Origin of the sequence: Pseudomonas sp. BW16M2, assembly GCF_014268865.1 — a bacterium.
In the GTDB taxonomy this organism is placed as follows: Bacteria; Pseudomonadota; Gammaproteobacteria; order Pseudomonadales; family Pseudomonadaceae; genus Aquipseudomonas; species Aquipseudomonas peradeniyensis.
Genome location: NZ_JABWRI010000042.1, coordinates 1 through 22,073, shown reverse-complemented (window position 1 = coordinate 22,073; position 22,073 = coordinate 1). Strand labels below are relative to the sequence as shown.

Below are 22,073 nucleotides of genomic sequence, written 5' to 3'. Positions count from 1 at the left end.
CATTGGCTTGAAACACAAATTTCGGGCATAATCCACGCCACTTTTTTTGCCCGGTGCAGTCGTGCGTCGGGCCATCACTGGATACCGAGGGCTTTACTGCATGTCGAAAGAAGACAGCTTCGAAATGGAAGGCACTGTCGTCGACACCCTGCCCAACACCATGTTCCGCGTGGAGTTGGAAAACGGGCACGTCGTTACCGCGCACATCTCTGGTAAGATGCGCAAGAACTACATCCGTATTCTCACTGGCGACAAGGTCCGCGTCGAACTGACGCCGTACGACCTGAGCAAGGGCCGCATCACCTACCGTGCGCGCTAAGCTCCAGCCATGAAAAAGCCCGGCCAATGTGCCGGGCTTTTTTGTGGGCCTTCATAAAGCGGGGCTGCTTTGCAGCCCCAGCCTTACGCGACTTCAGCCGTGGTCTCGTAATCGAACACCAGCTCGCCATCGCGCAGGTCGATGTGCACCACGCCACCGTGCTCGGCCAGCTCGCCGAACAGGATCTCCTCGGCCAGCGGCCGCTTGATCTTGTCCTGGATCAGCCGCGCCATCGGCCGCGCGCCCATCTGCACGTCGTAGCCCGAGGCCGCCAGCCAGCCGCGGGCGGCGTCGGTGACCTCCAGCAGCACACGCTTGTCTTCCAGCTGCGCCTGCAGTTCGATGAGGAACTTGTCGACGATGCTCTTGATCGTCTCGTGGGACAGGCGGCCGAACTGGATGATGGTGTCCAGGCGGTTGCGGAACTCCGGCGTGAAGCTCTTGCGGATGACCTCCATCGCATCGGACGAGTGGTCCTGGTGGGTGAAGCCGATCGAGGCCCGCGCGGCGGTTTCGGCGCCGGCGTTGGTGGTCATGATCAGGATCACGTTGCGGAAGTCCGCCTTGCGCCCGTTGTTGTCGGTCAGGGTCCCGTGGTCCATCACCTGCAGCAGCAGGTTGAAGACTTCCGGATGGGCCTTCTCGATTTCGTCGAGCAGCAGCACGCAGTGCGGTTGCTTGGTGATGGCCTCGGTCAGCAGACCGCCCTGGTCGAACCCGACATAGCCGGGCGGCGCACCGATCAGGCGCGACACGGTGTGCCGCTCCATGTACTCGGACATGTCGAAGCGCACCAGCTCCACGCCCAGGGCCTTGGCCAGCTGGCGGGCGGCCTCGGTCTTGCCCACGCCGGTGGGGCCGGCGAACAGGAACGAGCCAACCGGTTTGTCCGGCGCCTTGAGGCCGGCACGGGACAGCTTGATGGCGGTGGCCAGCGAGTCGATCGCCGCATCCTGGCCGAACACGGTCAGTTTCAGGTCACGCTCGAGGTTGCGCAGCAGTTCCTTGTCGGAGCTGGTGACGTGCTTCGGCGGAATCCGCGCGATCTTGGCGACGATGTCCTCGACCTGCGGCACGTCGATGCGCTTGACCCGATTGGCTTCCGGTTGCAGGCGCTGGTAGGCGCCAGCCTCGTCGATCACGTCGATGGCCTTGTCCGGCATATGCCGGTCATTGATGTAGCGCGAGGCCAGTTCGGCGGCGGCGCGCAGGGCCTCGTCGCTGTACTCGATGTTGTGGTGGCTTTCGAAGCGGCCCTTGAGCCCGCGCAGGATGCCCACGGTGTCTTCCACCGACGGCTCGGTGACATCGACCTTCTGGAAGCGCCGCGCCAGGGCGCGATCCTTCTCGAAGATGCCGCGAAATTCCTGGAAGGTGGTGGAGCCGATGCAACGGATCTCACCGGACGACAACAGTGGCTTGAGCAGGTTGGACGCATCCATCACGCCACCGGAAGCCGCGCCGGCGCCGATGATGGTGTGGATCTCGTCGATGAACAGGATCGCCTGCGGCCGCTTGCGCAGCTCGCCGAGCAGCGCCTTGAAGCGCTTCTCGAAGTCGCCGCGGTACTTGGTACCGGCCAGCAGCGCGCCGAGGTCAAGGGAGTAGACCACGCTCTGCGCCAGCAGGTCGGGGACCTGGCCGTCGACGATGCGCTTGGCCAGGCCTTCGGCGATGGCGGTCTTGCCCACGCCGGCCTCGCCGACCAGCAGCGGGTTGTTCTTGCGCCGGCGGGCGAGGATCTGCGCCACGCGCTCGACCTCCTGCTCGCGCCCGACCAGCGGGTCGATGCGCCCGGCCCGGGCCAGTTCGTTCAGGTTGCTGGCATAGGCGTCCAGCGGGTTGCTGGAAGACGACGCTTCGCCGCCCTCCTCGTCCTGCATGTCCTGCTCGCTTTCGTTGTGCGAACCATGGCCCGGCACCTTGCTGATGCCGTGGGCGATGTAGTTGACGACGTCGATGCGCGCCACGCTCTGCTGCTTGAGCAGAAACACCGCCTGGCTTTCCTGTTCGCTGAAGATCGCCACCAGCACGTTGGCGCCGGTCACCTCGCGCTTGCCGGAGCTCTGCACGTGGAACACGGCACGCTGCAGCACACGCTGGAAGCCCAGGGTCGGTTGCGTCTCGCGGTCCTCGTCATGTACGGGGATCAGCGGGGTGGTCGAATCGATGAACTCCTGCAGGTCGTGCTTGAGTTTGTCGAGATTGGCGCCACAGGCGCGCAGAACGGTCGCGGCAGCCTCATTGTCAAGGAGTGCCAGCAGCAGATGTTCGACGGTCATGAACTCATGACGTTTCGAACGTGCCTCCTTGAAGGCCAGATTGAGGGTGACTTCGAGCTCGCGGTTTAACATAGCTTCACCTCATACCCAAGTGGTCGGCGATTAACCGTCCTTCTCGATTTCACAGAGTAGCGGATGCTGGCTTTCCCTGGCGTATTGGTTGACCTGCATGGCCTTTGTCTCGGCGATGTCACGGGTAAACAATCCGCATACTGCCCGCCCTTCGGTATGGACGGTCAGCATGATCTTCGTTGCCAGCTCGCGGTTCAGATTGAAGAACGTCTCGAGCACTTCGACGACGAAATCCATCGGCGTGTAGTCATCGTTGAACAAAACCACCTTGTACATCGGCGGCGCCTGCAGGATCGGCTTGGCCTCCTGGACGGCAAGGCCGGCGCCATCGTCCTCATGCCCGTCCTCGTTCGACTGCGGGCGATCCTGATTGAATGTTAGTCGAATCTCACTGAGTACATGCATGGAAAGAATTTCATCATGAGCGACAAGTTAAGGTTGTGGGTTGACCGCGCAGGCCTGTCCCGGCGCGGGCGCCGGCTGACCTTGACTATCGGCAAAACGGTGTTACAACCAATAAGAACCCACCGTGGTCGATAAAGATCCGCGCAGTCAACCAGATTTTCTCGCAAGGTTCGTATGCGGATGAAGTGGATGATACTCCAGTGATGGAGTCCTTTGCAGAGGGACATAGGGATGGCAAGCGGTAAAGTCAAGTGGTTCAACAATGCCAAGGGCTACGGATTCATCAACGAGGACGGCAAGACCGATGATCTGTTCGCCCACTATTCAGCGATCCAGATGGACGGTTACAAGACGCTGAAAGCCGGCCAGGCCGTGAACTTCGAGATCATCCAGGGCCCCAAAGGGCTGCACGCGACCGACATCAGAAGCGCCACCAGCAGCGTCCAGGCCAGCGCGACGAACCCGGGCAACACCGTCGAAGTCTGATCCCCGACCTGTCTGCCGGTAAACGAAAAAACCGGTCGCCCCTTTAATAAAGAGGCGACCGGTTTTTTTGCCCCGCTTACATGTGCTTGATCAGCGCCTCGCCAAAGCCCGAGCTGCCGACCAGGGTCGCGCCCTCCATCAGGCGCTCGAAGTCGTAGGTCACGGTCTTGGCCGCGATGGCGCCATTGGTGCCCTTGATGATCAGGTCGGCCGCCTCGGTCCAGCCCATGTGCCGCAGCATCATCTCGGCCGAGAGGATCACCGAGCCCGGGTTGACCTGGTCCTTGCCGGCGTACTTCGGCGCGGTGCCGTGGGTAGCCTCGAACATGGCCACGGTGTCCGACAGGTTGGCGCCCGGCGCGATGCCGATACCGCCCACTTCCGCCGCCAGGGCGTCGGACAGGTAGTCGCCGTTGAGGTTGAGGGTGGCGATCACATCGTACTCGGCCGGACGCAGGAGGATCTGCTGGAGCATGGCGTCGGCAATGGCATCCTTGACGATCACTTCACGGCCGGTTCTCGGATTCTTGAACTTCATCCACGGGCCGCCATCGAGCAGCTCGGCGCCGAACTCGTCGCGCGCCACCTCGTAGCCCCAGTCCTTGAAGGCCCCTTCGGTGAACTTCATGATGTTGCCCTTGTGCACCAGGGTCAGCGACTTGCGGTCGTTGTCCACCACATACTGCAGGGCCTTGCGCACCAGGCGCTTGGTACCCTCCTTCGAGACCGGCTTGACGCCGATGCCGCAGTCCTGGTCGAAGCGGATCTTGGTGACGCCCATTTCCTCCTTGAGGAACTTGATCACCTTGTTCGCCTCGGGCGAACCGGCCTTCCACTCGATGCCGGCATAGATGTCCTCGGAGTTCTCGCGGAAGATCACCATGTCGACGTCACCCGGCTTTTTCACCGGGCTTGGCACGCCCTGGAACCAGACCACCGGCCGCAGGCACACATAAAGGTCGAGCTGCTGGCGCAGGGCCACGTTGAGCGAGCGGATGCCGCCGCCGACCGGGGTGGTCAGCGGCCCCTTGATCGACACCACATAGTCGCGCACCGCATCCAGGGTTTCCTGGGGCAACCAGGTGTCCTGGTCGTAGACCTGGGTGGCCTTCTCGCCGGCGTACACCTCCATCCAGGCGATCTTGCGCTTGCCGCCGTAGGCTTTCTGCACGGCGGCGTCGACTACCTTGATCATCACCGGCGAGACATCCACGCCAATGCCGTCGCCTTCGATGTAGGGAATGATGGGGTTGTCGGGAACATTGAGCGAATGGTCTGCATTGACGGTGATCTTGGCACCATCAGACGGAACCTTGATTTTCTGGTATCCCATGCTGCACTACTCCGCTTTTCCTGGTGTGATTGGAAATCGTGCGATCCACTGAGCCTAAACCACATCTGCCGACCTGCAAGCTCGCTGCCACGACAGCCGAAAAAGGACTGGAAAATCCCCCTGGCAACCTGCGGCAACACGTCACATTGCTCCTACGTCTTTGGTCTTATAAATGCGCTGATACCACTTCGCCTTGCTGAATAGCCCAAAGGGTTTGATATACTCCGGCGCGACCATGGGGTCATCGGGGCGAACCCTAGGAAAATGCGGCTCGCCCTTGGTCATGAATGACCGCAAAGCCTGGGTTGTTACCGCGGCCCAGCACTTGACGCTCGACTGATGCATCCACCATCACCGCTCGCAGCCTCTCGACTTTCCGCTCATGGCGTCGCCAGGGCGAAGCGCCTACCCTGCGCACCTCGAGACTCGAGTACGCTCAGCACATAGAGAGTTAACCCGCATGCCCACCCGTTCCAAGATCATCTACACCTTCACCGACGAAGCCCCCGCCCTCGCCACCTACTCGCTGCTGCCGATCGTCGAGGCCTTCACCGCTTCGGCCGATATCGCCGTCGAAACCCGCGACATCTCCCTGGCCGGCCGTATCCTCGCCGCCTTCCCGGAGCAACTGGGCGCCGAGAAGCAGGTAGGCGATCACCTGGCGGAACTGGGCCAACTGGCTACCACCCCGGAAGCCAACATCATCAAGCTGCCGAACATCTCCGCGTCGGTTCCACAGCTGAAGGCCGCGATCAAGGAGCTGCAAGCCAAGGGCTTCAACATCCCTGACTACGCCGACGAGCCGGCCAGCGCCGAGGAAAAAGAATCCCGCGCCCGCTACGACCGCATCAAGGGCAGCGCCGTGAACCCGGTCCTGCGCGAAGGCAACTCCGACCGTCGCGCCCCGCTGTCGGTCAAGAACTACGCCCGCAAGCACCCGCACAAGATGGGCGCCTGGGCCGCCGACTCCAAGTCGCACGTTGCCCACATGACCCAGGGCGACTTCTACGGCAGCGAAAAGGCCGCACTGATCGAGGCTGACGACAGCCTGCGCATCGAGCTGGTCGGTAAAGACGGCTCCACCACCGTCCTGAAAGAAAAAACCGCCGTCAAGGCCGCCGAAGTCATCGACTGCGCCACCCTGAGCCGCAAGGCCCTGAAAGCCTTCATCGCCGAGCAGATCGCCGATGCCAAGGCCTCCGGCGTGCTGCTGTCGGTGCACCTGAAAGCCACCATGATGAAGGTCTCCGACCCGATCATGTTCGGCGTGATCGTCGAAGAGTTCTACAACGACGTGCTGGCCAAGCACGCCGCTGCCCTGGCCGAAGTGGGCTTCAACGCCAACAACGGCATCGGCGACCTGTACGCCCGCATCAAGGATCTGCCTGCTGAAAAGCAAGCCGAGATCGAAGCCGACATCCAGGCCCTGTACGCCGTTCGCCCGGCCCTGGCCATGGTCAACTCGGACAAGGGCATCACCAACCTGCACGTACCGAGCGACGTCATCGTCGACGCCTCGATGCCTGCGATGATCCGCGACTCGGGCAAGATGTGGAACACCGCCGGTGAACTGCAGGACGCCAAGGCGATCATCCCGGACCGCTGCTACGCCGGCATCTACCAGGCCACCATCGAAGACTGCAAGGCCAACGGCGCCTTCGATCCGACCACCATGGGCAGCGTGCCGAACGTCGGCCTGATGGCGCAAAAAGCCGAAGAGTACGGCTCCCACGACAAGACCTTCCAGATCAAGGCCGACGGCGTCGTACGCGTGGTCGATGGCAAGGGCAAGGTCGTGCTGGAGCAGAACGTCGAAGCCGGTGACATCTTCCGCATGTGCCAGACCAAGGACGCGCCGATCCAGGACTGGGTCAAGCTGGCCGTCAACCGCGCCCGCCTGAGCAACACCCCTGCGGTGTTCTGGCTGGACCCGGCCCGCGCCCACGACGGCGTGATGATCGAGAAGGTGCAACAGTACCTGAAGGATCACGACACCTCCGGCCTGGACATCCGCATCCTGGCCCCGGTCGACGCCATCAAGTTCTCCCTGGCCCGCATCCGCGAAGGCAAGGACACCATCTCGGTGACCGGCAACGTGCTGCGCGACTACCTGACCGACCTGTTCCCGATCATGGAGCTGGGCACCAGCGCCAAGATGCTGTCGATCGTCCCGCTGATGAACGGCGGTGGCCTGTTCGAGACCGGCGCCGGCGGTTCGGCACCGAAGCACGTGCAGCAGCTGGTCGAAGAGAACTTCCTGCGTTGGGACTCGCTGGGTGAGTTCCTGGCCCTGGCCGCTTCCCTCGAGCACCTGGGCAACACCTATGACAACCCGCGTGCCAAGGTCCTGGCCAATACCCTGGACCAGGCCACCGGTAAGTTCCTCGACACCAACAAGTCGCCTTCGCGCAAGGTCGGCGGTATCGACAACCGTGGCAGCCACTTCTACCTGACCCTGTACTGGGCAGAAGCACTGGCCGCCCAGACCGACGACGCCGCCCTGCAGGCGCGCTTCGCCCCGCTGGCCAAGACCCTGAGCGAGAACGAAGCGACCATCGTCGCCGAGCTCAACGCCGTCCAGGGCAAGCCGGCCGACATCGGTGGCTACTACGCCCCGGATGCCGAGCTGACCGCCAAGGTGATGCGCCCAAGCCAGACCCTGAACAGCGCCATTGCCGCACTGTAAGGTTCGCTTGATGTAACAGCACAGACCCCGGCCACGCACCGGGGTTTGTGCTTTCTGGATAAATGATATCTGGCGGCCAACACGAAGCCTGTGGGAGCGGGTTTACCCGCGAATGCGTCATTGAATTCGCCATCGCATTCGCGGGTAAACCCGCTCCCACAGGGTTCGCACCAGCCCTAATGGAGCTGTTCATGACCTGGCAACCCCACATCACCGTCGCCACCATCGTCGAACACGACGGCAAATTCCTCTTCGTCGAGGAGTTCAAGGCCGGCCAGCACGTATTCAACCAGCCCGCCGGCCACCTCGAAGCCAACGAAACCATCGCCCAGGCCGCCCTGCGCGAAACCCTCGAGGAAACCGCCTGGGAAGTCGAGCTCACCGGCGTGGTCGGCATCTACCTGTACACCGCACCCAGCAACGGAGTCACCTACCAGCGCATCTGCTTCGCCGCCCGCCCCGTACGCCATCATGCCGACCTGGCATTGGACAGCGACATCGTCCGCGCCGTGTGGCTGACCCGCGACGAGCTGCTGGCCGAGCCGTCGCGCTGGCGTAGCGAGCTGGTACCGCGCTGCCTCGACGACTACCTGGCAGGCCCGCTGCACAGCCTCGAGCTGCTGCGCGACTGACGCCAGCCCGCGGGTTTGATAGAATCGGCGTTTTTCCCCTCTGATACACACCGGTAGCCATGACCAGCCCAGCACTCAAAGACCCCGCCAAGACCCGCGTCATCGTCGGCATGTCCGGCGGCGTGGACTCTTCCGTCTCCGCCCTTCTGCTCATCGAGCAGGGCTACCAGGTGGAAGGTCTGTTCATGAAGAACTGGGAAGAGGACGACGGCACCGAATACTGCACCGCCCGCGAAGACCTGGCCGACGCCCAGGCCGTGTGCGACCGCATCGGCATCAAGCTGCACACCGCCAACTTCGCCGCCGAATACTGGGACAACGTCTTCGAGCACTTCCTCGAAGAGTACAAGGCCGGCCGCACGCCCAACCCGGACATCCTCTGCAACCGCGAGATCAAGTTCAAGGCGTTCCTCGACTACGCCCTGTCCCTGGGCGCCGACCTGATCGCCACCGGCCATTATGTACGCCGCCGCGACACAGGCGAGCTGACCGAGCTGCTCAAGGGCCTGGACCCGAACAAGGACCAGAGCTACTTCCTGCACGCCGTCGGCGGCAAGGAAATCGCCCGCACCCTGTTCCCGGTCGGCGAACTGGAAAAGCCCGAGGTACGGGCCATCGCCGAGAAACACGGCCTGGCCACCGCCAAGAAGAAGGATTCCACCGGCATCTGCTTCATCGGCGAGCGCCGCTTCAGCGATTTTCTCAAGCAGTACCTGCCGGCCCAGCCCGGCGAGATCCAGACCACCGAGGGTGAGGTGATCGGCCAGCACCATGGCCTGATGTACCACACCATCGGCCAGCGCCAGGGCCTGGGCATCGGCGGCCTGAAGGACGCCGGCGACGAGCCGTGGTACGTGCTGGAAAAAGACCTCTCGCGCAACGTGCTGGTGGTCGGCCAGGGCAACGAGCACCCGTGGCTGTTCTCCCGTGCCCTGCTGGCTTCGGAGATCTTCTGGGTCAATCCGATCGACCTGTCCAGCCCGCGCCGCCTGACCGCCAAGGTGCGCTACCGCCAGGGCGACCAGCAGTGCACCCTGGAACGCACCGAGAGCGGCTACCGCGCCGTGTTCGACGAACCGCAGCGCGCCGTGACCCCGGGCCAGTCGGTGGTGTTCTATGACGGCGAGGTATGCCTGGGCGGCGGCGTGATCGAGATCGCCGAGCCGTGGAGCCCGCGTCGATGAACAACCTTCAGGAGCAGTTGGTCGCCCTGGGCGGCGTGTTCCAGGCCGCGGTGCTGGTCGACCGCATTGCCCGTACCGGCCAGGCCAGCGAAGCCAACATCGGCTGCATGCTCGGCAGCCTGCTGGTACGCGACCCGAAGGACACCCTGGAGGTGTTCGGCGGCGACGACCTCAACCTGCGCGACGGCTACCGCGCGCTGGCCGGCGCCCTGGAGCGCGACCCCAGCAGCCTGCAGCGCGAACCGCTGCGCTATGCCCTGTCGATGCTGGGCCTGGAGCGCCAGCTGAACAAGCGTGGCGACATGCTCGACACCATCGGCAACCGCCTGCCGCAGATCCAGTCCCAGGCCGAGCATTTCGGCCTGGTTCACGAAAACGTCATCGCTTCCAGCGGAGCCTTGTACCAGGACACCCTGAGCACCCTGCGCCAGCGCATTCAGGTGCACGGCGACATGCGTTTCCTACAGCAGGCCAGCAACGCCTCGAAGATCCGCGCCCTGCTGCTGGCCGGCATCCGCGCCGCGCGCCTGTGGCGCCAGCTGGGCGGGCACCGCTGGCAGCTGGTGTTCAGCCGGCGCAAGTTGCTCAATGAACTGTACAGGATGATGCGTACCGCTGATTGACGGGCGTACATCGGCCCCTGTGGGAGCGGCCTTGCGTCGCGATGGACCGCAACGCGGTCCCAGGGGCTCGAACTTGACTCAATATTGTTGGGGCTGCTGCGCAGCCCTTTCGCGACACAAGGCCGCTCCCACAGGGCCCACAGTTTGCTGAATACTGGCCCGACCTTTGGTCAGCCACCCGACTCGGGCGCGATTTTCATGTATGATATGCGCCCTTCCAAAAGCCTGACTGTCCGAGAACACCCCATGCAGCTCTCCTCGCTCACTGCGGTTTCCCCTGTAGACGGCCGTTATGCCGGCAAAACCCAGGCCCTGCGCCCCATCTTCAGCGAATTCGGCCTGATCCGTTTCCGCGCCCTGGTCGAAGTACGCTGGCTGCAGCGCCTGGCCGCCCACCCGCAGATCGGCGAAGTGCCGGCGTTCTCCGCCGAAGCCAACGCCGTGCTGGACAGCCTGGCCACCGATTTCAAGCTCGAGCACGCCGAACGCGTCAAGGAAATCGAGCGCACCACCAACCACGACGTCAAGGCCATCGAGTACCTGCTCAAAGAGCAGGCGGCTCAACTGCCTGAGCTGGCCAAGGTCAGCGAATTCATCCACTTCGCCTGCACCAGCGAGGACATCAACAACCTGTCCCACGCCCTGATGCTGCGCGCCGGCCGTGATGAAGTGCTGCTGCCGCTGATGCGCCAGATCGCCGAAGCCATCCGCGCCCTGGCCCACGCCCACGCCGAAGTGCCGATGCTGTCGCGCACCCACGGCCAGCCGGCCTCGCCGACCACCCTGGGCAAAGAGCTGGCCAACGTCGTCTACCGCCTGGAGCGCCAGATCGCCCAGGTGGCCGCCGTGCCGCTGCTGGGCAAGATCAACGGCGCCGTGGGCAACTACAACGCCCACCTGTCGGCCTACTCGCAGATCGACTGGGAAGCCAATGCCCGCGCCTTCATCGAGGACGAGCTGGGCCTGGTGTTCAACCCCTACACCACCCAGATCGAGCCGCACGACTACATCGCCGAGCTGTTCGACGCCATCGCCCGCTTCAACACCATCCTCATCGACTTCGACCGTGACGTCTGGGGCTACATCTCGCTGGGCTACTTCAAGCAGAAGACCGTCGCCGGCGAAATCGGCTCCTCGACCATGCCGCACAAGGTCAACCCGATCGACTTCGAGAACTCCGAAGGCAACCTGGGGATCGCCAACGCGCTGTTCCAGCACCTGGCCAGCAAGCTGCCGATCTCGCGCTGGCAGCGCGACCTGACCGACTCCACCGTGCTGCGCAACCTGGGCGTGGGCTTCGCCCACAGCGTCATCGCCTTTGAGGCCAGCCTGAAGGGCATCGGCAAGCTGGAAGTCAACGCCGCCCGCATCGCCGCCGACCTGGACGCCTGCTGGGAAGTCCTGGCCGAGCCGATCCAGACCGTGATGCGCCGCTTCAACATCGAGAACCCCTACGAGAAGCTCAAGGAGCTGACCCGTGGCAAGGGCATCACCCCTGAAGCGCTGCTGACCTTCATCGACGGCCTGGACATGCCAGCCGAAGCCAAGGCCGAGCTCAAGCAACTGACTCCTGCCACCTACATCGGCAACGCGGTAGCCCAGGCCAAACGCATCTGACCTGCGCTCCGCGCTTAACGCCCGGCCTGGCCGGGCGTTTTTATTCCCGTACGAAAACTAAGTTTTTTCAATAGGTTGAACATGAATTCTGATACTCCACTGCAACTGTTGGGCGGCCTCACGGCCCGTGAATTCCTGCGCGACTACTGGCAGAAGAAGCCGCTGCTGGTGCGCCAGGCCTTCCCCGACTTCGTCAGCCCCATCGACGCCGACGAGCTGGCCGGCCTGGCCCTGGAAGAAGAAGTCGAGTCACGCCTGGTGCTCGAGCACGGCGAGCGCCCGTGGGAGCTGCGCCGCGGCCCGTTCGCCGAGGACGCCTTCGCCGACCTGCCCGAGCGCGACTGGACCCTGCTGGTGCAGGCGGTTGACCAGTTCGTGCCGGAAGTCGCCGAGCTGCTCGAAGAATTCCGCTTCCTGCCGAGCTGGCGCATCGACGATGTGATGATCAGCTATGCGGCGCCCGGCGGCAGCGTCGGCCCGCACTTCGACAACTACGACGTGTTCCTGCTGCAGGGCGACGGCACGCGCAACTGGAAAGTCGGGCAGATGTGCAACAGCGACAGCGCACTGATCGACCACGCCGACCTGCGCATCCTGGCCGACTTCGAGCAGAGCGAGGAGTGGACCCTGGAGCCGGGCGACATGCTCTACCTGCCGCCGCGCCTGGCCCACTACGGCGTTGCCGAGAGCGAGTGCCTGACCTACTCGGTAGGCTTCCGTGCCCCGAGCGCCGCCGAAGTGCTGACCCACTTCACCGACTTCCTCGGCCAGTTCCTGCCCGATGAAGAACGCTACAGCGACGCCGACGCCCAGCCGGTCAGCGACCCGCACCAGATCCAGCACGATGCCCTCGACCGCCTCAAGGCGCTGATCGACAAGCACATGGCCGACAAGGACCTGCTGCTGACCTGGTTCGGCCAGTTCATGACCGAGCCGCGTTATCCCGAGCAGGTTGTCGGCGAGGAGCTGAGCGAGCAGGAGCTGCTCGACTACCTCGGCCAGGGCGCCATCCTGATCCGCAACCCGAGCGCGCGCCTGGCCTGGTCGGAGTTCGGCGACGACCTGCTGCTGTTCGCCAGCGGTCGCAGCTGCCCGCTGCCGGGCAAACTGCGCGAACTGCTGAAGCTGATCTGCTCCGCCGACGCCCTGCACAGCGAGAACCTTGGGCAGTGGCTGGAGGACGAAGACGGCCTGATGCTGGTACAACAGCTGGTCATGCAAGGCAGCCTGGGATTCGCCGATGAATAAGATCAGTGTTCGACTGGCCGACTGGCACAAGGACAACGCCGACATCCACCGCATCCGCAGCGCCGTGTTCGTCGCCGAGCAGCACGTGCCGCCGGAGCTGGAATTCGACGCCGAGGACCCGACCGCCGTGCACTTCCTGGCCATGGAGGGCGACTACCCGATCGGTACCGCCCGCCTGCTGCCCGACGGCACCATCGGCCGGGTCTCGGTGCTCAAGGACTGGCGCGGCCTGAACGTGGGCGACGCGCTGATGCGCGCGGTGATCGTCGAGGCGCAGAACCGCGACCTCAAGCAGCAGATGCTCAGCGCCCAGGTGCACGCCACGCCGTTCTACGAGCGCCTGGGGTTCCGCGTGGTCAGCGAGGAGTTCCTCGAGGCCGGCATCCCGCACGTGGACATGGTTCGCGACTCGCGCTGAGCCATCAGATTGGCGGCCTGCTCCTTGTAGGAGCGGCCTTGTGTCGCGAAAGGGCCGCATCGCGGCCCCGGCGATCTTTGCGTCAACGCTGAGATCCCGGATCCCGGGGCTGCTACGCAGCCCTTTCGCGACACAAGGCCGCTCCTACAGGGTTACGCCCGCCCCCTCAGGCAATCACGATCTGCCCATCCCCCACCCCCTGGGCCGAGATCCCCACCAGCGTCACGCTGTCCCCGCCGAACTTCAGCACCAGGTCATCGCCAACCTGGCTGGCATGGGCACGCCAGTCCGGCGCCGCCGTGCCGCCGTCCACGCCAATGAACACCAGCCGGTCCTGCCCGGTGAAGTCCAGCACCCGGTCCTGGCCGAAATGCTCGCTGAACAGGAAGGTGTCGCGCCCGCCGCCGCCAATGAGCACATCGTTGCCCGCACCACCCACCAGCACGTCATTGCCAGCGCCGCCCTGCAGCCGATCGTCACCGCCGAGGCCAAACAGCCACTGGCCCTGGTTGCCGGCCACCAGCTGGTCGCCGGCCTGGGTGCCATTGAGCGTCGATGCGTAGGGCGTGACCTTGCCGCTCTCGAACAGGCCCTGCGCCGCGACCCCGTGGCTGACCTCCTTGCTGAAGATCAGCAGACTCGACTCCTTGCTCACCAGGTTCTCGACATTGCGCACCAGGCTGATGCCACCCTGGGCGTCACGCACGTACAGCATGCCCTCGCCGTCCCGGGCGATGCTCAGGTTGGCCAGGGCGTCCTGCAGCTTCAGGGTGTCCTGGCCGGCGCCGCCGTCGATCAGGTTGAAGCCGCCGTCGTCGCGGAAGGTGTCGTTGCCGGCCCGCCCCTCGAGGTAGTCGTTGCCGCGCCCGCCGTGGATCAGGTCGTCCTGCTCGGAGCCGATGATGAAGGTGCTGCCCTTGTGCGGCTCGGCATTGCGGTTGAGGTCCTCGACCCAGGTCGAGCCTCGGGTGACATCGGACAGGTTGCTGACCACGATGGTCGAGTCGCGGCTGGTCCATTGATAGAACGACGACCCCAGCACCCGGCCAAGGCCATCGGCATAGGCCGTCGGCAGGTGCGAAAGCCAGGTGGCGATGTTGCCGATGGAGAACGGCAGCAGGTTCCAGGCGTCGGAGGCGTAGTGGTCGTTGAAGTTGACGATGTTGTTGGTGGCCGAGGCCTTGGCGCCGTCGTGCACGCCCAGGGTGCCCCAGGTCGCCGAGGTGCCGTCGAGTACGCGGAACACCGGGTCGTTCTCGTAGCCGATATTGAGCACCTTGCTGGCATCGGCGGCCTGGGTCGGCGAGGCGAAAGCGACGTAGCGCGCATCCTGGTAGAAGCCGCCCCAGCGCGAGCCGCTGAGGTCGGCCAGGCTGTTGACCGCCAGGCCGCCGAGGCTGTGACCACTGACGGTGACATCGGCGCCGCTCAGGCCGTTGGCCTTGGCGAAGGCCGCCACATCGGCGAGCAGTTGCCCGAATGCGTTACCGGCGTAGTCACGGGCATAGCCGGCCGGGCCGATCGCCGCCAGCAGGTCGTTGATGGCATCACCGATGGTGTCGCCCAGCAGGTTCTCGCGCGGCCCGCTGGTGCCGCGGAAGGCGATGCCGATGCCGCTGAGTTGGCCGGCGGCATCGTAGCGGCCGAGGATTTCCACCTGCGCCGAGGTGTAGCCCGGCGCTTCGCCGTGGAAGGTGCCACGGCCGTCGGTCTTGCCCTGGTAGCCCAGTTGCGCCGCGCTGATCGGCGTCCAGCCGGCGGCCTTGACCTGGGCCAGGGCGCGGGCTTCGGAGTCGGGGTTCCAGGGGATGCCGGGAATCACACCCTGGCTGTCGGTGCCACCGATCAGCGCCTTGACCAGGGTGGCCGGCAGGCCCAGGCCGAAACCGTGCTTCTGGTAGCCGGCGCTGAAGCCATCGTCGATGCCATGGTAGGCATAGGTGGCCAGGGCTATGGCATCTTTATAGAGCGAGGAGGAGGCAGTGCTGTCGAGCTGTCGGTAATCGAAAACGGGCATTGGTTTACATCCCTGTTGTTCTTGTAGGAAGGACACCCCAGCGACATCGTCCAGTGACACGACTGGTGGGCGAAAGGCAAAGCTGGCACGCAATTGTCGAATCGTCCAACCCCAAGGGGTGACTACCCTGCCAAACATGCGGACGAAAAACCTGTACATGCATACAGATAACGCTTGCCTGCACGCCCTGGCTTGCGCATCCTAGTGCCCATCTTCCGTGATCAAGCGTTTCGGCCATGCGCCTCTTCCTCTGCGAAAAACCCTCCCAGGCAAAAGACATCGCCAAGGTCCTCGGCGCCCAGCGTCGTGGCGACGGCTGCTGGCAAGGAACCGATGTCTGCGTGACCTGGTGCATCGGCCACCTGCTCGAGACCGCCCCGCCCGACAGCTACGACGAGCGTTACAAACGCTGGATCCTCGAGGACCTGCCGATCATCCCGCAAAAGTGGAAGATGACGGTCAAGCCCAAGACCGCCAGCCAGTACAAGGCGGTCAAGCGTCTGCTCGGCGAGGCCCGCGAACTGGTGATCGCCACCGACGCCGACCGCGAGGGCGAGATGATCGCTCGGGAGCTGGTCGAGCATTGTCGCTACCGGGGGCCGATCCAGCGCCTGTGGTTGTCAGCGCTGGACGATGCCTCGATCCGCAAGGCGCTCGGCCGCCTGCTGCCGGGCCAGGAGACCTTCAGCCTGTACCATTCGGCCCTTGGCCGCTCGCGCGCCGACTGGCTGATCGGCATGAACATGAGCCGCCTGTTCACCCTGCTCGGCCGCCAGTCCGGCTACCAGGGCGTGCTGCCGGTGGGACGGGTGCAGACACCGACGCTGCGCCTGGTGGTGGACCGTGACCGCAGCATCGCCGACTTCGTGCCGGTGCCCTTCTGGGCCATCGAGGTGCAGCTGGAAAGCGCCGGCAGCGTGTTCAACGCCCAGTGGCGCGCGCCGGAGGACGCCTGCGACGACCAGGGCCGTTGCCTGAGGCAGGAGCTGGCCCAGCAGGCCGCCGCCGACATGCAGGCGGCCGCCAGCGCGCGGGTGCGCAAGATCGTCACCGAACGCGTGCGCGAGGCGGCTCCCCTGCCCTTCGATCTCGGTACCCTGCAGGAAGTGTGCTCGAAGAAGCTCGGCCTCGGCGCCCAGGAGACCCTGGACATCGCCCAGGCCCTCTACGAAACCCACAAACTCATCACCTACCCGCGCAGCGACAGCGGCTACCTGCCCCTCAGCCAGCACGGCGAGGCTGCCGGCATCCTCGCTGCCCTGCAGCGCGCCGACGACAGCCTCGCGCCACTGCGGGCGCACCTGGACCCGGGCCGCCGCTCGCGCGCATGGAACGACCAGAAGGTCAGCGCCCACCACGGCATCATCCCCACCGCCGCCGCCAGCGACCCGGCACGCCTGCCGCCCAAGTACAAGGCGGTGTATACCCTGATCCGCGCCCGCTACCTGGCGCAGTTCCTGCCCAACCACGAGTACGACCGCACCCAGGCCGAGTTCGATTGCGCCGGCCATGCGCTGCGGGCGGTGGGCAAGCAGATCGTCGAACCGGGCTGGCGCCGGGCGCTGCCCGAGGCACTGACCCCGGCCAAGGGCCGCGAGGCGCCACCGGCCCAGGTGCTGCCGGCACTGCGCGAAGGCCAGGACTGCGCAGTGCGGGACCTGCAACTGAAAGACCTGTGGACCCAGCCACCCAAGCCCTTCACCGAAGGTGACCTGATCAAGGCGATGAAGAACGTCGCCAAGCTGGTCGACGACCCTCGGCTGAAACAGAAGCTCAAGGAAACCACCGGCATCGGCACCGAGGCCACCCGCGCCAGTATCATCCAGGGCCTGCTCGACCGTGGCTACCTGGTCAAGAATGGCAAGGCCCTGTCGGCCACACCCGCCGCCTTCAGCCTGATCGACGCCGTGCCCCGGGCCATTGCCGACCCCGGCACCACGGCGATCTGGGAACAGGCGCTGGACATGGTGCAGAGCGGCGAAATGAGCCTGGACGAGTTCGTCACTCGCCAGTCGGCCTGGATGGGCAAGCTGGTGCAACGCTGCAGCGGCCTGCGCCTGACCATCAGCGGGCCGGCAGCGGGCAAGGCGGCGCCGTGGAAGAAGAAGCGCAAGGGGGCTGCCAAGGGCAAGACAGCAGCCTGCAAACCCCGGCAGCCGCGGCGCAAGACAGCGACCTAGCGCGTTCCAATCGCGGGGCAAGCCCACTCCCACGCCCGTTCGTATTCGGCGCGTGGGAGCGGGCTTGCCCCGCGATGGCGCCATCTACTGGCGATATGAAAATCCTCTGCTATTTTTTCATGAAAATAATCAGAAGAAATTTCACGAGGCCCCGGCATGTTCAAGCAATCCGCCCGGCACGTCGCCAGCTACTACGCCCGCACCTATCCCGCCACCATCCCCCTGCGCCCCACCCTTCAGGGCGCCCATGACACCGACATCCTGATCGTCGGTGCCGGCTTCAGCGGCCTGCACACGGCCCTGCGCCTGACACTGGCCGGCCAGCGCGTGACCCTGCTGGAAGCCAGCCGGGTGGCCTGGGCCGCTTCGGGCCGCAACGGTGGCCAGGCACTGCTGGGCTGGTCGTGCGACATGCCCCCGCTGGAGCGAGCCTTGGGCCTGGAGCGCAGCCGACGCCTGTGGGACAGCATGTGCTGGGCCGCCCACGAGCTGCGCGAACTGCCCCAGCGCCATGGCTTCGACGTCGACTATCGCCTGGGCAGCCTGTGGACCGCCGTACTGCCACGCCGGGTAAAACTGCTGGAGGAGGCCCGACGCGAAGCTCAGGAGAAGTTCGACTACGACGGCCTGCGCCTGATCGGCCGCGACGAACTGCCCGAGTGGATCGACAGCCCGCGCTACCAGGCCGCGCTGTACGACCCCAATGGCGCCCACCTCAACCCGCTGAAGCTGGCCCAGGGCCTGGCCGGCGTGATCGAGGCGAACGACGGGCGGATCTACGAGCAGAGCCAGGTGCTCGACTACCACGAACACACCGACGGCTTCGTCGCCCGCACCGAACAGGGCGAGGTGCGCAGCCGCGTACTGGTGCTGGCCTGCAATGCCTACATCGACCGCCTCGACCGCTCCCTGTCGCGGCGCCTGTTGCCGGTGGGCTCCTACCAGGTGGCTACGGCCCCCCTGGACGCCGAGTTCGCCGCCTCGCTGCTGCCACGCAACAGCTGTGTGATCGACAACCAGTTCGTTCCCGACTACTTCCGCCTGACGCCCGACCACCGTCTGCTGTTCGGCGGCGGCTGCACCTACCTGGGCGGCATCCCCAAGGACGTCGCCAGCGCCACCCGGCCCTATCTGGAGCGGGTCTTTCCGCAGTTGCGCGGGGTGGCCATCGAACATGCCTGGGGCGGCCATATCGACTGCAGCATCCAGCGCACCCCGGATATTGGCCGTCAGGGCCATCGCTACTGGCTACAAGGATTCTCCGGCCACGGCGTGCTGCCGACCCTGGCCGGCGCACGCGCCGTCAGCGACGCGATCCTCGGTGACGACGACCTGCTCGCGCTTTACCAGGGTATCGATAATGGCTGCTTCCCCGGCGGCGACCTGCTGGCCGCGCCCCTGGAAGCGGCCGCCAAGGCCTGGTACAGGATGCGCGACCATGTCTGAGCCGATCGACGACAACCAGGGCCTGGCGCGACTGGTGCGCGACCTGCGCAAGCACCGCGGGCTGACCCTGGACGAGCTGGCCGGGCGGGTCAAGCGCTCGCTGGGCTTTCTCTCCCAGGTCGAGCGCGGCCTGTCGCGTCCCACGGTGGCCGACCTCACTGCCATCAGCGAGGCGCTGCAGGTTCCCACCACCTACTTCTACCAGGCCGTGCCGCCCCGGGCGCTCGACTGGGTCACCCGCCCCGGCGAGCGGCGCACCCTGTACTACGCCTCTGGCGTCACCGACGTGCTGGTCTCGCCGACCCTCACCGGCCGCTTCGCCATGCTCGAAAGCCACCTGGCGCCCGGCGCCAGCAGTGGCGAAGGGCACCTGGACGACAGCTCGGAACAAGGCGGTTTCGTTCTCGAGGGCGAACTGACCCTGTGGCTCGAAGGCCAAGAGGACGCCGTCACCCTGTACCCCAACGACAGCTTCCAGCTGCCGCCCCACAACCAGTTCCGCTACGCCAACCTGACCGCCCGAACGACCCGGGTTCTCTGGGTCTTCCGTTGAGAACATGCCAATGACAAGTACAACAGGCTTCCCCGATCTGCTCAGCGAAGTACACGCCTTCCGCGCCCGATACCCAGAAGTGCGCTACGTCGACCTGATCAGCCTGGATATCCCCGGGCACTTCTACGGCAAGCGCTACCCCATCGACATGCTGGAAAAGGTGGCCGCCGGCAGCCCGCTCAAGCTACCGCAGAACTGCGTGCTGCTCGGCGTGCAGGGCGGGCTGTTCCCCATCGGCGACTACTGCTTCAATGACGGCGACCCGGACGCCCCGCGCCGCCTGTTACCCGGCACGCTGAAGCCGGTTAGCTGGGAGCGCGAACCGCTGGGGCAGATGCTGATCACTTCGGACGGTACTGCGTCGCCCATCGAGTTCGAGCCCCGCGAGGTGCTGGCCCGCGTCCTGCAGCGTCTCGAGCGTCGCGGCATCCGCCCGGTGGTGGCGTTCGAACTGGAGTTCTACCTGTTCGACCGGGCGCTGAAGGACGGCCTGCCGCAGTTCCCCCGCGACCCGGCCAGTGGCGACGCCGACGACCAGCCGAACATGCATATCGAGCGCCTGTCGCGGTTTTCCGATGTGTTGCGCGAGATGGTCGAGACCGCCAACGCCCAAGGAGTGGACGCCAATGTCATCACCGCCGAGCTGGGCCCTGGCCAGTTCGAGATCAATTTCGCTCACTACGACGACGGCCTGCGCGCCGCCGACTGGGCGGCGCTGTTCTGTCGCAGCACCCGTGGCGTGGCGCTCAAGCATGGGCTGCGTGCCTCGTTCATGAGCAAGCCCTACCTGCATGCGCCGGGCAGCGGCATGCATGTGCACGTCAGCCTCTACGACCCGGCCGGCAACAACCTGCTCGCCGCCGACGCCCAGCGCCCGCTGCGCCATGCCGTGGCCGGCTGCCTGGCGCTGCTGCCGCACTGCATGCCGGTGTTCGCCGCCAACCACAACGCGTTTCGTCGCTACGGCGCCATGGTCAACGCGGCCAGCCGTGCGAGCTGGGGCTTCGAGGACCGCGACGCCTGCATCCGCATTCCCGAGTCGGATGCGCGCAACCTGCGGATCGAGCACCGGCTGGCCGGGGCGGATGCCAATCCATACCTGGTGCTGGCGGCGATCCTCTGCGGTATGGAGCATGGGCTGGATGCCGCGCGGGAGCCGATCGCGCCGCTGAACGAGGATCGTGGCAGCGGGATCGACTTCCCCAAGGACATGCTCGGCGCGGTGGCGGCCATGCGCGGACACCCGGCAGTCAACGAAGGGCTGGGCGCGGAGTTCGTGATGGTCTATTGCGAGAACAAGCGCCAGGACCATCTGGCGTTCCTGCAGGAGGTCAGTGCGCGGGAATATCGCTGGTTCCTTTGACATCCACCGCGGGGCACGCCCGCTCCCACGCAACGATCCCGAACTGGCGTGGGAGCGGGCTTGCCCCGCGATGAGGTCGGCACTGGCACCCGCTATCGCCTGGTATTACCATGCACAACCTCTAGCGCGGCCTTTTGCCGCACCCCGCCTTCCAGCCTGCGCACACTATCCATGCCCTTCGAACTCACCGTAGAACCGCTCACCCTGCTGATCCTCGCCCTGGTCGCCTTCGTCGCCGGCTTCATCGACGCCATTGCCGGCGGCGGCGGCCTACTGACCACTCCGGCGCTGCTCACCGCCGGCATGCCGCCGCACCTGGTGCTGGGCACCAACAAGCTCAGCTCGACCTTCGGCGCCGCCACCGCCAGCATCACCTACTACCGGCGCAAGCTGTTCCATCCGGCGCAGTGGCGCCTGGCGATCATCGGCACCCTGGTGGGCGCGCTGATCGGCGCGGTGGTGGCCCACTACATGCCCGCCGAATGGCTGAACAAGATGTTGCCGGTGATCGTCTTCGCCTGTGGCGTCTACCTGCTGTTCGGCGGCACGCCCAAGGCGCCTTTGGACGCCGAGGCGCCGATCAGGAAAAAGTGGCAGTTCCCGCAGGGTTTCACCCTGGGCTTCTATGACGGCGTCGCCGGGCCGGGTACCGGTGCCTTCTGGACCGTGAGCACGTTGCTGCTCTATCCCATCGACCTGGTTCGAGCCAGCGGCGTGGCGCGGAGCATGAACTTCGTCAGCAACATTGCGGCGCTGACGGTGTTCATCATTTCCGGGCAGGTGGATTACATCGTTGGGCTGTGCATGGGGGTGTCGGTGATGGTCGGGGCGTTCTTCGGGGCGCGTACGGCGATCAGTGGGGGGAGCAGGTTTATTCGGCCGGTGTTTATTGCCGTGGTGTTGGCGTTGACTGTGCGGTTGGCTTGGCAGCATTGGTTTGGGTAGGGTTTGGGCTTGGGCTTGGGCTTGGGCTTGGGCTTGGGCTTGGGCTTGGGCTTGGGCTTGGGCTTGGGGGCGATTGTTTTGATTTTTGTATGCGCATTCGTAGAAGATAACGACATTTAGTCACCTTTCCGCCTTTACGGCGGCCTACTTTTCTCTTGGGAAAAGTAGGCAAAACCGTTCCGCTCCGTTCATCCGGCCCCTACGCTGCGCTCCGGGGTCCCCTCGCTCCGTTCTTGCTCCCGGGAGGACCGCGCTGAACGCCCC

Annotated in this window: 18 protein-coding genes; 14 read left to right on the top strand and 4 right to left on the bottom strand. The window is 65.1% G+C overall.

The window, feature by feature from the left end:
• The first annotated feature begins 100 nt into the window (after positions 1-100).
• On the top strand, positions 101-319 hold the full coding sequence (gene infA, locus HU735_RS25120; RefSeq protein ID WP_002553999.1) for a translation initiation factor IF-1: 219 nt from the start codon (positions 101-103) through the stop codon (positions 317-319).
• An 83-nt stretch (positions 320-402) separates the two neighbouring features.
• Here infA and clpA read toward each other — a convergent pair whose 3' ends face one another.
• Positions 403-2,673, bottom strand: coding sequence for an ATP-dependent Clp protease ATP-binding subunit ClpA (gene clpA / locus HU735_RS25115; protein WP_028692389.1), 2,271 nt, complete (start codon positions 2,671-2,673; stop codon positions 403-405).
• Positions 2,674-2,703: 30 nt separating this feature from the next.
• On the bottom strand, positions 2,704-3,078 hold the full coding sequence (gene clpS, locus HU735_RS25110; RefSeq protein ID WP_050706361.1) for an ATP-dependent Clp protease adapter ClpS: 375 nt from the start codon (positions 3,076-3,078) through the stop codon (positions 2,704-2,706).
• A gap of 231 nt (positions 3,079-3,309) precedes the next feature.
• Between clpS and cspD the strand changes: the two genes are divergently transcribed.
• Entirely contained in the window at positions 3,310-3,564 is a 255-nt protein-coding gene (gene cspD / locus HU735_RS25105; protein WP_186716100.1) for a cold shock domain-containing protein CspD, read from the top strand.
• A 76-nt stretch (positions 3,565-3,640) separates the two neighbouring features.
• On the opposite strand, the gene icd is transcribed toward cspD, so the two are convergent.
• Positions 3,641-4,897 carry an NADP-dependent isocitrate dehydrogenase gene (gene icd, locus HU735_RS25100; protein ID WP_050706363.1) on the bottom strand — a complete coding sequence of 419 codons (1,257 nt, stop codon included), beginning with the start codon at positions 4,895-4,897 and terminating at the stop codon, positions 3,641-3,643.
• 460 nt (positions 4,898-5,357) lie between these two features.
• Here icd and HU735_RS25095 point away from each other — a divergent pair, with 460 nt between their 5' ends.
• The 7 genes from HU735_RS25095 to HU735_RS25065 all read left to right on the top strand — a co-directional run bounded on the left by HU735_RS25095 (position 5,358) and on the right by HU735_RS25065 (position 13,305).
• Entirely contained in the window at positions 5,358-7,583 is a 2,226-nt protein-coding gene (locus tag HU735_RS25095) for an NADP-dependent isocitrate dehydrogenase (protein WP_186716099.1), read from the top strand.
• A 191-nt stretch (positions 7,584-7,774) separates the two neighbouring features.
• Positions 7,775-8,215, top strand: a complete 441-nt coding sequence (locus tag HU735_RS25090; RefSeq protein WP_050706365.1) for an NUDIX hydrolase — start codon at positions 7,775-7,777, stop codon at positions 8,213-8,215.
• A 59-nt stretch (positions 8,216-8,274) separates the two neighbouring features.
• Positions 8,275-9,399: a tRNA 2-thiouridine(34) synthase MnmA gene (mnmA, locus tag HU735_RS25085; protein WP_050706366.1), complete on the top strand. Its 1,125-nt coding sequence runs from the start codon at positions 8,275-8,277 to the stop codon at positions 9,397-9,399.
• Positions 9,396-10,022 (top strand): high frequency lysogenization protein HflD, encoded by a 627-nt coding sequence (hflD, locus tag HU735_RS25080; RefSeq protein WP_186716098.1) that lies wholly within the window; start codon positions 9,396-9,398, stop codon positions 10,020-10,022. The genes mnmA and hflD overlap by 4 nt, the downstream gene beginning before the upstream one ends.
• Before the next feature lie 246 nt (positions 10,023-10,268).
• Complete coding sequence (gene purB / locus HU735_RS25075; protein ID WP_186716097.1) at positions 10,269-11,639, top strand: adenylosuccinate lyase; 1,371 nt, start codon at positions 10,269-10,271, stop codon at positions 11,637-11,639.
• An 81-nt stretch (positions 11,640-11,720) separates the two neighbouring features.
• Positions 11,721-12,887 carry a cupin domain-containing protein gene (locus HU735_RS25070; RefSeq protein ID WP_050706369.1) on the top strand — a complete coding sequence of 389 codons (1,167 nt, stop codon included), beginning with the start codon at positions 11,721-11,723 and terminating at the stop codon, positions 12,885-12,887.
• Positions 12,880-13,305 carry a GNAT family N-acetyltransferase gene (locus HU735_RS25065; RefSeq protein WP_186716096.1) on the top strand — a complete coding sequence of 142 codons (426 nt, stop codon included), beginning with the start codon at positions 12,880-12,882 and terminating at the stop codon, positions 13,303-13,305. Before HU735_RS25070 ends, HU735_RS25065 begins: the two co-directional genes overlap by 8 nt.
• A 166-nt stretch (positions 13,306-13,471) precedes the next feature.
• Here HU735_RS25065 and HU735_RS25060 read toward each other — a convergent pair whose 3' ends face one another.
• Positions 13,472-15,322, bottom strand: coding sequence for a polyurethanase (locus HU735_RS25060; RefSeq protein ID WP_186716095.1), 1,851 nt, complete (start codon positions 15,320-15,322; stop codon positions 13,472-13,474).
• A gap of 236 nt (positions 15,323-15,558) precedes the next feature.
• On the opposite strand from HU735_RS25060, the gene HU735_RS25055 reads away from it, so the two are divergent.
• From HU735_RS25055 to HU735_RS25035, 5 genes are all read left to right on the top strand, one after another.
• Positions 15,559-17,502, top strand: a complete 1,944-nt coding sequence (locus tag HU735_RS25055) for a DNA topoisomerase III (RefSeq protein ID WP_186716094.1) — start codon at positions 15,559-15,561, stop codon at positions 17,500-17,502.
• A gap of 156 nt (positions 17,503-17,658) precedes the next feature.
• Entirely contained in the window at positions 17,659-18,948 is a 1,290-nt protein-coding gene (locus tag HU735_RS25050) for an FAD-binding oxidoreductase (RefSeq protein ID WP_186716093.1), read from the top strand.
• Positions 18,941-19,501 carry an XRE family transcriptional regulator gene (locus HU735_RS25045; RefSeq protein ID WP_186716091.1) on the top strand — a complete coding sequence of 187 codons (561 nt, stop codon included), beginning with the start codon at positions 18,941-18,943 and terminating at the stop codon, positions 19,499-19,501. Before HU735_RS25050 ends, HU735_RS25045 begins: the two co-directional genes overlap by 8 nt.
• Positions 19,502-19,511: 10 nt before the next feature.
• Positions 19,512-20,864: a glutamine synthetase family protein gene (locus tag HU735_RS25040; RefSeq protein ID WP_186716089.1), complete on the top strand. Its 1,353-nt coding sequence runs from the start codon at positions 19,512-19,514 to the stop codon at positions 20,862-20,864.
• 171 nt (positions 20,865-21,035) lie between these two features.
• Positions 21,036-21,809, top strand: coding sequence for a TSUP family transporter (locus tag HU735_RS25035; protein ID WP_186716088.1), 774 nt, complete (start codon positions 21,036-21,038; stop codon positions 21,807-21,809).
• Positions 21,810-22,073: the final 264 nt, after the last annotated feature.